At 47.7% G+C, this 12,084-nt stretch carries 10 protein-coding genes; 8 read left to right on the top strand and 2 right to left on the bottom strand.

Features of this window, described 5'->3' with window-relative positions; translation table 11 throughout:
* The first annotated feature begins 16 nt into the window (after positions 1-16).
* Positions 17-1,216 carry a methionine adenosyltransferase gene (gene metK, locus Q0198_RS05175; RefSeq protein ID WP_297895825.1) on the top strand — a complete coding sequence of 400 codons (1,200 nt, stop codon included), beginning with the start codon at positions 17-19 and terminating at the stop codon, positions 1,214-1,216.
* Between the two features lie 1,037 nt (positions 1,217-2,253).
* Here metK and dctP read toward each other — a convergent pair.
* The gene (dctP, locus tag Q0198_RS05170; protein WP_005871786.1) at positions 2,254-3,438 is read right to left on the bottom strand and encodes a TRAP transporter substrate-binding protein DctP; all 1,185 of its coding nucleotides are present in this window, start codon (positions 3,436-3,438) and stop codon (positions 2,254-2,256) included.
* Between the two features lie 121 nt (positions 3,439-3,559).
* Here dctP and Q0198_RS05165 point away from each other — a divergent pair, with 121 nt between their 5' ends.
* Positions 3,560-4,906: an FAD-dependent oxidoreductase gene (locus tag Q0198_RS05165; RefSeq protein WP_297895823.1), complete on the top strand. Its 1,347-nt coding sequence runs from the start codon at positions 3,560-3,562 to the stop codon at positions 4,904-4,906.
* 10 nt (positions 4,907-4,916) lie between these two features.
* Here the strand turns inward: Q0198_RS05165 and Q0198_RS05160 are convergent, their stop codons facing one another.
* Positions 4,917-5,108: a hypothetical protein gene (locus tag Q0198_RS05160; protein ID WP_297895820.1), complete on the bottom strand. Its 192-nt coding sequence runs from the start codon at positions 5,106-5,108 to the stop codon at positions 4,917-4,919.
* 109 nt (positions 5,109-5,217) lie between these two features.
* Here Q0198_RS05160 and pyk point away from each other — a divergent pair, with 109 nt between their 5' ends.
* The 6 genes from pyk to Q0198_RS05130 all read left to right on the top strand — a co-directional run bounded on the left by pyk (position 5,218) and on the right by Q0198_RS05130 (position 12,084).
* Positions 5,218-6,687: a pyruvate kinase gene (pyk, locus tag Q0198_RS05155; RefSeq protein WP_297895818.1), complete on the top strand. Its 1,470-nt coding sequence runs from the start codon at positions 5,218-5,220 to the stop codon at positions 6,685-6,687.
* Between the two features lie 88 nt (positions 6,688-6,775).
* Positions 6,776-7,681 (top strand): restriction endonuclease, encoded by a 906-nt coding sequence (locus Q0198_RS05150; protein ID WP_297895816.1) that lies wholly within the window; start codon positions 6,776-6,778, stop codon positions 7,679-7,681.
* A gap of 263 nt (positions 7,682-7,944) precedes the next feature.
* Positions 7,945-8,652 carry a cytochrome-c oxidase gene (locus Q0198_RS05145; RefSeq protein ID WP_297895812.1) on the top strand — a complete coding sequence of 236 codons (708 nt, stop codon included), beginning with the start codon at positions 7,945-7,947 and terminating at the stop codon, positions 8,650-8,652.
* 124 nt (positions 8,653-8,776) lie between these two features.
* Positions 8,777-9,733 (top strand): NADAR family protein, encoded by a 957-nt coding sequence (locus Q0198_RS05140; RefSeq protein ID WP_297895810.1) that lies wholly within the window; start codon positions 8,777-8,779, stop codon positions 9,731-9,733.
* A 374-nt stretch (positions 9,734-10,107) separates the two neighbouring features.
* Entirely contained in the window at positions 10,108-11,343 is a 1,236-nt protein-coding gene (locus Q0198_RS05135) for a hypothetical protein (RefSeq protein ID WP_297895808.1), read from the top strand.
* A 306-nt stretch (positions 11,344-11,649) separates the two neighbouring features.
* Positions 11,650-12,084 carry a hypothetical protein gene (locus Q0198_RS05130; RefSeq protein ID WP_297895805.1) on the top strand — a complete coding sequence of 145 codons (435 nt, stop codon included), beginning with the start codon at positions 11,650-11,652 and terminating at the stop codon, positions 12,082-12,084.

The raw sequence follows: 12,084 nt of genomic DNA, 5'->3' as shown, positions 1-12,084 counted from the left end.
TTAATCAGGAGCAGATATGTATCTTTTCACAAGCGAAGTAGTAAGCCCCGGACATCCGGACAAGTGCGCCGATATCATCGCGGACAGCATCGTCGATGAAATTTTAAAACAAGATCCAAACGGGCGCGTCGCGGCGGAGGTTTTCATCGCGGGCAAACACGTAGTAATCGGCGGCGAAGTAAATGCCAAGATCGATTTTACCCACGACGATTACCGCCATATCGTGAAGGGCGCGCTTAGCGAGATCGGCTACAACGACAACCCTCATTTCACGCGCGCGCAGTGCCTGCATCCGCAGGATCTGCAAGTGGACGTATTTTTAAACCAGCAAAGCCCCGACATCAACCAAGGCGTCGATCAAGAGGGCGGCGAGATCGGAGCGGGGGATCAGGGCATAATGTTCGGCTTCGCAAGCTGCGAGACGAAAAATTTTATGCCGGCGGCGATCACCTACGCAAGAGCGCTTTGCGATCACGTTTATGCCTATGCAAAGTCTCATCCCAACGAGCTTGGCGTCGATATTAAAACGCAGGTTAGCGTCGATTACGGCACGAAGAGCAATTTTGAGGAGTGCAAGCCGCAAAGCATCCATACGATCGTGGTTTCAGCGCCATGCGTCGAGAGCATGAGTATTGAACGCGTCCGAGATCTAATCGGAAATTTAATCGATTCTGCAGGGCTTCCGAAGGAGCTTTACGACAAAAGCAAAACGATCATCTACATCAATCCTACCGGCCGCTACGTAAATCACAGCTCGCTTCACGACAGCGGTCTAACGGGGCGCAAACTGATCGTAGATAGCTTCGGCGGCTACAGCCCGATAGGCGGCGGCGCTCAAAGTAGCAAAGACTATACTAAGGTCGATCGCAGCGGGCTTTATGCGGCGCGCTATATCGCCAAAAACATCGTCGCGGCAGGACTTGCGAAAAAATGCATCGTCCAGCTCAGCTACGCAATCGGCGTCGCAAAGCCCGTCAGCGTCAGCGTCGATTGTATGGGGACGAATTTAGGCACGGCGAGCGACGATGAGCTATCTGCTTTCGTGCTTGAAAAATTCCCGCTCACGCCGCGCTGGATCATCGATAAATTCGGTCTTGATCGCCCGGGCAAAGGAAGCTTTCTCTATGCCGACGTCGCCGCACGAGGACAGGTCGGAAACGACGAGTACCCGTGGGAGCAGCTCGATAGCGTGGAGCTTTTTAAGGCTTTGAAATAAAATTTTACGCTTTGCAGTAGCGCCTTTTTAGCTTACGACATTCGCTAGGCTTGCAGCAGCGAGCCTAGCTCAATATTCTACGCGGCTTTGCATGCCGTTTAGTTTTATCGCATCCAAAAAATAGCGTTGCGGCAAAATTCTCCATCAAAATTCTAAGCCGTGAAATTTAAGAGTTTTCGCAGGTAGAATAGAATTTTAAAATTTTAAGCCCAGCTCGCGCAAAATTTTAAAATTGACGCAGTGAAATCCCAAGGCTAAGCCCGTCTAGTTTAGTGATAAATTCTAACTAGAGCAGGCTTTAAAAAAATTTACATGCAAGCTTTTAAATTTGCAATCGCTTAAAACGAAATTTGACCTATAAAATTTTTTCTAACGCGCTTTGTACTTAATCTCCGAAGGACAAAAATTTTATATTCTCATTGCTTATGATATTTAAGCGTGTAAATTTTAAAATTTTGCCATTTTATTTGAAGTTTGCCACTTTTATATAGAAAGAAAACCCAAAGCAAATTCCATTTAAAAAGCAGTATCGGCAAGACAAAAACATTAAAATTTTAAAATGTGGAATTTATGAACGTTACCGATTTAAAATCTTAGATTAGCACGCTTCGCCGAAGCTCCCCCGCTAACTACGCAAAATGAAAAAGCAAGATTAAATTCTCCCGCGCGTGATGTCGCCCGCAAGCGAGCACGGCGGAATATCAAGCTTAAATAACGCAAAAGATAAAAGAATAAAGCAAAAATAGAAGAGGCTTGGAGCTTGATAAAATTCTAGCTTTGTGCGGCGGCAACCGAGCGGCTTTTAAATTGGGCTTTAAACGCAATGATGCAAATTGCGCGCCTTAACTTAAATGCTAAGAGGCGATAAAATTTCATCGCCGCTTTCATAAATTAAAATTTTAAAGATATCCCGAGCTACGCAGCTGCAAATAAGTAAATCGCCCGCACTTCAGCCTAAATCTCTTAAATCGCCGACCGAATTTAAGCCGCTTCTTGACTTGATGCTAGGTTTTGATACGTAATTTAAAAGCGAAGCGCTATTTTGTCTGATTATCCTCATTTTTTGGTGCGGCAGTGCTTGCATTTATCTCGCTGGCTGCGCTATTTACGGGCTCAGGAACAGAGATTTTTTTCACCGAAGCAGTGAAATTCTGCTCGGCTTCAACGTCGCCCGTTTTTTCAATATATGTAAAATCGCCCATCTTCGTCCACGTTCTAGCTTTAGCTAAAAACGCCTTTTGGCTCTCCCAAATCTCTTTGAAATCGGGATTTTTCTCGCTTTCTTCGGCTAAAATTTCATCCGTCGCCTTGCGAAGCGCACGCATAATCTCAGGTGAAAAAGAGCGAATCTGAACGTTTGGATATTTCTTTTTGATCTCGTCCCAAATTATTACATTTTTATAAAACGTCTCGTTTTCTGCGTATTCGCGCGCCTTAGCGATCGAAGCCTCCAGGATATTTTGCAAATCCTTAGGAAGCTTCTGCCAAGTTTGTAGATTTATCACTATCTGCTGCTCGCTAGCGGGTTCTTGCCATCCCGTATAATAGTAATTTGCGACCTTGTGAAAGCCTAGAGGTATATCAAAGCTAGGACTTGCCCACTCGACCGCATCGATGGTGCCCATCTCTAGCGCCATATATAGCTCACCTACCGGTATCGTAGCGACTGCGACGCCAAGGCGGCTCATAACCTCCCCGCCAAAGCTTGGAATTCTAAATTTAAGCCCTTTTAGATCGTCTAGCGTATTAATCTCTTTTTTAAACCAACCACCCATCTGCATGCCGCTATTTAGGATATTAAAGACCTTTAGATTGCTTTTTGCATAGAATTTATCCGCTAGCTCCTTGCCTCCGCCGAAGTAATACCAAGCGTGCTGTTCGTCTTTCGTCATACCAAAAGGCACCGTCGTAAACAGCATATTTGCGCTATTTTTACCTTTATAATAGTAGCTCGCAGTATAGCCTAAATCGTATTGTCCGTTTTTGACCATATCATAGATCGCAAAAGGTGCTTTATGTTTGCTAGGCGCGTCGATGCTGATTTTTAGTCTGCCATCAGACATACTATCTGCAAGATCTGCCATACGCTTGGCGACATCGCCTACGATAGGCATACTAAGCTCGTAAGTCTGAGCTAGCTTAAGGCGATAAACTTTCTTATCTGCGCCCCACAGCGACGTGGCTATAATCAAACTTAATCCGACAAGAATCGATTTTTTCATATACTACTCCCAAAATGAAATGGTGCGAATTTTATATAAAATCATCTAAATTCACGCTTTTATAACTAGCTTTTAAGCGAAATTTTCGCACAATTGCAGCCAAATTCGATAAGGAAAGGGCATGCAAGAAAAACATTACGAAGTAATCATCATAGGCGGCGGTATCACGGGCAGCGCGCTAGCGTACGTGCTGGCAGAATTTAGCGGAATCAAAAATATCGCTCTACTTGAAAAATACGAAGGGCTTGCGACGCTAAATTCTAAAGCCAGTGCAAATTCCCAGACGATTCATTGCGGCGACATCGAGACCAACTACGATCTGCAAAAAGCGACCGAAGTCAAGCGCAAGGCGGATATGATCGTGAAATATTGCCAAAAGCACGGATATGAGAATAAATTTTTATTTCAGGGGCAGAAAATGGCTCTTAGCGTGGGCGAAAGTGAGGTAGAGCTCATAAAAGAGCGCTTTGAAAAATTTAAAGAGCTTTATCCGTATCTGCAGCTTTTTGACAAGGAAGAGCTCAAAAAAATCGAGCCCAAGCTAGTTTTTGACGGGCGCGGTGAGGAGCGAGCGGAGGATATCGTCGCGATGGGCGTGCAATCGGGAGTTTACACGACGATCGATTACGGCGCGATGGCGAATTCCTTCGTGCAAAACGCTAAAAACGTGAAGGGCAAAACCTGCGATCTGTACCTAAACACCGAAGTGCAAAACATCACTAAAGTAGGCGATAAGTTCTATATCCGCACAGCAAATAGACTCTCGCTAAGCGCTGATTTTGTAGTCGTAGATGCGGGCGCTCACTCGCTGTGGCTCGCGCACAAAATGGGGCTTGGGCAGGATCTTAGCACGATCTGCATCGCTGGCAGCTTCTATCTAACCAAGCAAAAGCTTCTAAACGGCAAGGTTTACATGGTGCAAAACCCAAAGCTTCCATTTGCCGCGCTTCACGGCGACCCCGATCTTTTGGCGGACGGCTGCACGAGATTTGGCCCTACCGCACTTACGTTACCAAAGCTTGAACGCTACAAGGGCTGTCGTTCGGTACCGGAATTTTTTCAGTCATTAAATTTTGACATGGACGTAGCCAAGGTCATTTGGCAAAATTTTGGCGATAGCGAGGTAAGGGACTTCTTAATCCGCAATATAGGCTTTGAGATACCGATTTTAGGTAAAAAGCTTTTCGTCAAAAATGCGCGCAAGATCATACCTAGCATCCGCGAGGAGGATATTTACTATGCCAAGGGCTTTGGCGGCGTGCGCCCGCAAGTAATCTCACACTCGCAAAAAAAGCTGCTTTTAGGCGAAGCTAGAATAGGCGAAAATCCAGGGATTATCTTTAATATGACCCCAAGCCCAGGTGCTACGAGCTGCCTAGGCAACGCACTTCGCGACGCAAAAAGTGCCTGCGAATATTTGGGAGTGAGCTTTGATGATGCAAAATTTGACGCGGAAATGATGCGATAAAGAGGAATTTTTAAATTTCGCTCGGGCAAGAATTTTGAAATTTTACTTCGGCGAGGATTTTAGAATTTTGCTCGCGCTTCACATATATAGGGGATTTTTGAATTTCATTCAAACGCGAATTTTTAGAATTTAACCCGCACCACAAGCTATGAAATTTTAAAATTTCACCATGCCGTAGAATTCTAAAATTCTCGTGCGCCATAAAATTTTAAAATTCCTTCGTCTAACGAATTTTAAAATTTAAAAATTTCAAAATTTTGCGTAAAATTTCGCCCAATGCGGCGATAAATTTTAAATTTAAAGGAGAAAAGATGCTTAAAAAAACCAAAATCCTAGCGACCATCGGGCCCGCAAGCGACAGCGAGGAGATGATGAGTGCGATGGTAAAGGCGGGCTGCAACGCCTTTAGGATGAACTTCAGCCACGGCACGCACGAGTATCACGAGGCAAATCTAAACAAAATTCGCGCCGTAGAAAAGAGCCTGGGCGTCCGCGTAGGCGTCTTTCAGGACATCAGCGGTCCAAAGATCCGCGTCGGCAAGCTAGAGGAAAATTTTAAACTAAAAACGGGCGATAAAATCACCTTCCTTCCTCGCGAAATAATCGGCAAAAAGACCGCAGAAGGCGAATACGAGCTGTGTATCAACCACCCAGAAATTTTGCCGTTAATGAAGGTAGGCGAGTTTATCTACCTCTACGACGGCTCGATCCGCGCCAAGGTAGTCGCGGTAAGCGAGCAAGGCGTGCGAGCGGTGCTCGAAAACGACGGCTTTTTAAGCTCGAATAAGGGGGTGAACTTTCCAAACACCCGCCTAAATATCGACGTTATCACGCAAAAGGACCTCGAGGATCTGCGCTGGGGCGCGGCGCACGGCGTAAATTTCGTAGGCATCTCCTTCGTGCAGTCGCAAAACGACATCCTGCGCGTGCGCGAAATTTTAAACTCGCTGGGCTCAAAAGCTAAAATTTACGCCAAGATCGAGAAATTCGACGCAGTCGAAAATATAGAGCAGATCATCGAAGCAAGCGACGGTATAATGGTCGCGCGCGGAGATCTGGGCATCGAGATGCCGTTTTATGAGATCCCGCGCATCCAAAAGCGCATCATAGCGTTAGCCAACGCCCGCTCAAAGCCCGTCATCACCGCCACGCAGATGATGCTTAGCATGACCGAGCACGAGCGCGCCACCAGAGCCGAGATCAGCGACGTCGCAAACGCCGTGCTCGACGGCACCGACGCCGTGATGCTAAGCGAGGAAAGCGCCATCGGCAAAAATCCCGCGGCCGTAGTCGCCGCGATGAGCGAGACGATCCGCGAGACCGAAAAGATCTATCCTTACGATAAATTTAACGATTACGATTTCTACGACGAGACCGATATGATCACCTCAAGCACCGCAGCGCTTGCCGCAAGACTGGGCGCAGGCGCGATACTTTCGATCACGGGCTCGGGGCGCTCGGCGATCAAACTCGCACGCAACCGCGCTAAAATCGACATCATCGCAATCGCACACGACGAGCAGACCGCGCACGCGCTAAGTCTCGTGTGGGGCGTAAATCCAGCGATGGTTAGGGAAAAAACGAGCATAAACTCTCTGCTCGCACGTATCATAAGCGAGGCTCTGCAGCGCGGGCTCATCGAAGAGGACGGCACCTACGTAATGACGGCGGGCTTTCAAAGCGGCCATCCCGGCAGCACCGACTACATCCGCATCATCAAAAAAGATCAGATCGATTTCTACCGCAACGCGGCGAAAACGGGCTTTGAAAGTAAAATTTAAAGCGCAACATTAAATTTAGCGGTAAAATTTGAAGTTTTTGAGTCGCAGACCTAGAGAGGTAAAATTTTAAAAATTAGGAAGGAAAACGATGATACCAAGCTATAAAGAGATGATGTTTCCGATTTTGCAGTTTATCGGCGAGCACGGCAGCGTGGACAGAAAAGAGGTTTGTAAATTTGTCGCCGAGTACTATAAATTTAGCGACGACGAACTCTCGCAAAGGATACCTAGCGGCATGCTTTTGTATGTTAACCGCGCAGGATGGGCGTTATCGTATTTTGCGGGCAATAAAGAAGTCGTAAATTTACCTGGCACCAAAAAACCCGTCAAAAAAACCGGCAGAGGCGTGTATGAGATAACGGATTTTGGCAAGCAGATGCTAAAAAGCAAAGACGCGCAGGCTAAATTTGAGGCTTGGTATGATGAAATTTATAAAAATAAAAGCGCGCCGAGCGCCGAAATCTCGCAAACAGCAACGCAAGAAAAGACTCCCAGCGACATCATAGCAGAGACGGCAAATGAATTGGCGCAAAATCTAAAATCTCAAATTTTAGATGAAATTTTGCAAAAAAAGCCGAGCTTTTTTGAATATTTAGTGGCGCACTTGCTCGAAAAAATGGGCTACGGAGTAAGCAGACTAACCAAGAGCGGCCCGGACGGCGGTATAGACGGCATTATAGACGAGGACGAGCTTGGACTATCGCAAATTTACGTGCAGGCTAAAAGCTGGCAAGGCGCAATTTCACGCCCTGAAATTCAAAAGTTCGTCGGCGCGATCTCGGATAAGCAGACCAAAAAGGGTGTATTTATCACCACGTCAAAATTTAGCAAGGATGCCGAAAGATACGCCGCGAACGTGCAAAGTCACACGGTGGTTTTGATTGACGGCGAGCGGCTGGCGGAGCTGATGATAAAATACAAACTCGGCGTGCAAGTGCGGCAAAACATCGAAATTTGCGATATCGACGGCGACTTTTTCGGCGATGAAATTTAAGCAAAGATAAAATATGTTTTCAGATTAAGCGCGAACGGAACAATTTAGCTAGACGATCTAAATTATGAGCTAAATTTTACGACTAACGGCGCTTAAATTTAGCCGCGTAAAGCGTCGCGCTGAAGCCGAATCAAAAGAAAATAGCGCCGCTGCAAAAATTAAAATTCCGCAAAAATATATTCGTTAAAAATCAAGCTCGCGCTCTTAAAATTTAAGGGTATAATTACGAAGAGAATTCATAAAATTTAACCGAAGGAGAGGTTATGAAAAAATTTCGTTCACTGCTCCTCTGCGCGGCGGCGGCTGCGACTTTGAGCGCCCAAAGCGAGAGTGAGGACAAGGTGGAGAAAATCACTTCGATCGACATCTATGTTTCGCCGTTTTATTCGGCTAAGGAGGGCAAGCCCGAATATGTGCACGTTTATGAGCCGATCGACGATCTGTTGATGAAAAACGACGTGCCGAGCCTGAAAAAAGCGATCAAAATCATCGAGGACGCCCCGGACATGGTCGCTCCGACTACGCTGATGACCGTCGCTGCGCGCGCTTATGATCTGGGGCTTAAGGACGACGCCGTGTTTTGGTTCTACGCGGGCAAATACCGCTTCATCTCCTTCGCCTCGGTAATCGACGTCAGCGGCGCGATGTTTATGGAGACGGTCGAGGCAAATTCCGCTTTCATGCACCTTGCGGGCGACGTGATCAACCCCTACGCATTCTGCGACATCGACAAGCAGCAGATCATAGTCGAAAGGGCGGTCGATTGGGTAGAGGATCATCCGTATAAGGCGATATTTTCGGATAAATTCCCATCCATGGCTAGCGACCGCAAGGCGGCTCTAAAGGAAGTGATAGAAAAGCTCAAAGCCGATCAGCAGAAGCAAAAGCAGTATTTCGCCGATCCGAAAAACAGAGCCGATTACATAGCCGAGCGCAAGAAATATCGTACGGACGAGCGCTTCTGCGACTAAATTTGCGGCTAATTTAGTCGAACGGGTTTTGCTAGCTTAGCCGTATTTTGCCTAAATTTCAACTCGCAGGCTAAATTTAGGCAAATTTCAAGCTATGCTACAAAATAAAATTTAAGGAAAAGGCGTGAGTGAAATTTTAAAAAACGTGATGCCGCCGCCGTGGATCAAATACCCCGCTCTTAGCGAGTTTTCGCTTGGCTGGCGGATGGGCGCGGTAGAGGATTATAAATTTAAATTTTGGCAGTGGTTCGAGCGGCTGGATGAAGCGGCGCAAAAAGCGTATGCACGGGCCTTCCCCTATCCTTGCTTTTGGCACTACGGCGACTGGGACGGGCTGGACGAGACGTCTGAAAATGAGCGCGTAAAATGCGCGCATGGCGGCGACATATGCTGCTCGGAGCCACGAAATTTGAAATTTAGCGAGCATGGTGGGCTTAGGGGCGATCTTACGGACGACATAGACGATTTCTACCGCGAGGGCGTGCCGTTTTGGCGACGTGGCGGAGCGGCGAAATACGACAAAACCTCGCTAATAAATTCTTCCGAAGCGAATGAATTTCTATTTTTCTACAAGCCAGATGCGGCCGCGGACGGATCCTGCCTCGGGCAGTGGCAGAGCTCGCCTTTTGCCGTAGATGCCGATGAGTATCTATGCGCCGAGCAGTTTATGATGGCGAGCAAGGCGCAAATATTCGGCGACGAGCAGACGCGGGCGCAAATAATGCAGAGCCGCGATGCGAAGCAGATGAAGGCGCTCGGCAGGCAAGTGCGGGGCTTTGATGAGCGGCTCTGGGGCGAGGTGCGCTACAGCGTCGTGCTAAGCGGCAATTATTATAAATTTACGCAAAATCCCGCGATGATGCGCTTTTTGCTCGCGACGGGAGATAAAATTTTAGTTGAGGCCAGCCCGCTGGATAAAATTTGGGGTATCGGCCTTGGGCAGCAGAGCGAAAACGCAAGTCGTCCGAGTATGTGGCGCGGGCAAAATCTGCTCGGCTTTGCGCTGATGGAGGTGCGAGACGAGCTGCGCAGGCTGTATAAAAACTACGATCTGATCGATAAGAAATTTTTGCGAGATTAGGCAGCTAAATTTTACCGCTCTCGCCGGGTGCATTCGGCATGGACATAGCGCGGCAGCGAGGCGGCGCCAAATTTATAAAATTTTAAAATTTACGCAGACGACTGAAGCTCGCGCCGCTTTTGCGACGGTTTGGATTAAAATTTAAATAGCCGCCGTCCGCGCAAAATTCCGCCGAAAGCCCGCGTAAAATTTAAAAAGCAGATCGTGCGGAATTTTGACCGCATATTTGAGTAAAACCGGCGCTTCGGCGACATAAAATTCCGCTGCCGCCGTTTCAAAGCCCGAGTTTTTTAAATTTAGCCGCGCGGTGAAATTTTATCCGTTTTTATATACGAACATTATATAATTATCAAAATTTTTTCCAAGGAGAGAGGATGAAAAAGCTCGCTACGATACTTGCGCTGCTCTGTGCGGCGGCGTTTGCCAAGGAGTATGAGTATATGGTGCAAAGTATGAGCTACGGCTCACTCGGAGGGCGCAAGGAGAGCACGCATCTAAGCTACGACGCGGCGGCGCGCAAGCTGGAGCAGGTAAGAGATACGAACTCCTCGGACGGCCTAGGCTCTAGGTACAAAGAGATCAGCTACTTTGACGAAAAGGGGGGAATGGTTAAATTTGAAGTATTTGGCCTCGATCTTAAAAGCGGCAAGTGGAAAAAAATAGAGGACTACACGGAAAGCGTCAAAGACGGCGTCACGACGCGCGAGAGCAATTCGATAGCGGATGACGGCACGCGCAATGCGAGCAAAACCGTCTCCAGCTACGACGGCAACGCGACCGAAGATGTGCGATATAAGCTTGCAAAGGGCAAATGGCAAAAAGAGAGCATGAACAGATCCGTAAGAAACGCGTGGGATAAAGAGGAGCTTACGATAAGCTTCAAATGGGACGGCAAGAGCTGGCAGCCCAAAGATAAGACCAAAATTTTCTACGACGCCGCAGGAGAGATGAGCGGATACGTAACCTACGAGTTTGTAAACGGCGCGTGGCAAAACAGCGAGCGAGAGATGCTTAACGGCGATCGAAACGGCAGCTACGAGCAGATCCGCAGCACCTTCCAAAACGGCGCGTGGCAAAACGCTACGATGAGCAAGCACGAGCTAGACGCCGCAAAGGGCGAGGAGGTCGTTACGAGCTTCATCTGGAACGACGAGAAGGGCGCGTGGGATAATATGAGCAAACAGACCGCTATCAAGAAGGGCGCAGATCTTAATATGACCTCTTATCTGTGGGATGAGCAGCTTAAAGATTGGGTCAAAAGCTACTCGAACGGCGAAATTTACGATAAATCGGGCGAGCGCCCGCTCGAGCAAAGCTACGAATCAAATTCCAGCAGCAACAAATACGTCTATAGCTATGACGAGCGCGGCAGCAATACCACGATGGATATCTACAAGCTTGATGCGAGCGGCAAATGGGTGCAAACCGGGCGCTCGGAGGCCACTTACGATACCCAAATCCCGTCAGATAGCGTGGGGCACGGAGCCGCGCTCATGATGTTTGAGATGCCTAGCATTTACGCGATAACGAGCTTTAAGGAATTTAAGATTAAAGACGGCAAGTCCGAGCTCATAACGGAGCAGACATGGAAATATAAAAAGATAAAGTAGCGTTTGAAGATGCGTCGGTAAAATTTTGCAGCTAAATTTTATCTGCGCGGCCTTGCGCGAACGTCGCGGTTAAATTTAGCAGGCGCGGCGCTATTTATGCGGACGCGGCGTCGCGCGAGCTTTGCGTTTAAATTTAGCAGACGTAGCAATATTCGTGCGAGTGCCGCGATTAAATTTAGCTAGCACGGCGTCACACGAGCTTTACAGTTAAATTTAACGGCGCGGATGTTTCGTGCGACGCGTAAATTTTAAAATTTAAATCCTACGCCGCGGCAGGTCCGTACGCAGCGGCGGCAAAAGGAGAGGATGAAAATGGTTTTACCCAGAGCGACAAGAACGGCTATTTCGGTTTTAATTTCGGCGAGTATCTGTTTCGGCGCCGTAGAGGCGCAAGATCACGGCGCGGCAAGCGAGCAAAAACAAACGATACAGGGCGGCGGGAGAGATGACCAGACGCCCGCAGACAAGCAGAGTAGCGAAACAAACGCAACAAAGCGCGCAGACGAGCGAGACGACGAGGTGCAAAATTTTAAAATCAAAAAGCGCTATTTTCGCGGCTGTTCGTGCCTGCACAAACAAAAATCAAAGAAGCCCGCTCGCCTCTACGATGAAATTTCGCAAGAGCAGGCCGAAAGATCGGCGGCCTATTTCATCGGCTATTTCAAAGAGGGCAAGCTAAGCCGCTATGAGAAAATTTACGAAGGCGAGAGAATTTTTTCGAGCGAGGATATAAAGCGGTAA

This window comes from uncultured Campylobacter sp., assembly GCF_938045205.1.
Taxonomy (GTDB): domain Bacteria; phylum Campylobacterota; class Campylobacteria; order Campylobacterales; family Campylobacteraceae; genus Campylobacter_B.
Note: the sequence above shows the minus strand (reverse complement) of the source record. Positions and strands in the feature narration are given on the sequence as shown.

Excerpts from the sequence above, each read along its gene's own strand:
- Q0198_RS05130 (WP_297895805.1), top strand. The coding sequence starts at position 11,650 with ATGAAAATGGTTTTACCCAGAGCGACAAGAACGGCTATTTCGGTTTTA.
- Q0198_RS05165 (WP_297895823.1), top strand. The coding sequence starts at position 3,560 with ATGCAAGAAAAACATTACGAAGTAATCATCATAGGCGGCGGTATCACG.
- Q0198_RS05145 (WP_297895812.1), top strand. The coding sequence starts at position 7,945 with ATGAAAAAATTTCGTTCACTGCTCCTCTGCGCGGCGGCGGCTGCGACT.
- dctP (WP_005871786.1), bottom strand. The coding sequence starts at position 3,438 with ATGAAAAAATCGATTCTTGTCGGATTAAGTTTGATTATAGCCACGTCG.
- metK (WP_297895825.1), top strand. The coding sequence starts at position 17 with ATGTATCTTTTCACAAGCGAAGTAGTAAGCCCCGGACATCCGGACAAG.
- Q0198_RS05150 (WP_297895816.1), top strand. The coding sequence starts at position 6,776 with ATGATACCAAGCTATAAAGAGATGATGTTTCCGATTTTGCAGTTTATC.
- pyk (WP_297895818.1), top strand. The coding sequence starts at position 5,218 with ATGCTTAAAAAAACCAAAATCCTAGCGACCATCGGGCCCGCAAGCGAC.
- Q0198_RS05135 (WP_297895808.1), top strand. The coding sequence starts at position 10,108 with ATGAAAAAGCTCGCTACGATACTTGCGCTGCTCTGTGCGGCGGCGTTT.
- Q0198_RS05160 (WP_297895820.1), bottom strand. The coding sequence starts at position 5,108 with ATGGCGCACGAGAATTTTAGAATTCTACGGCATGGTGAAATTTTAAAA.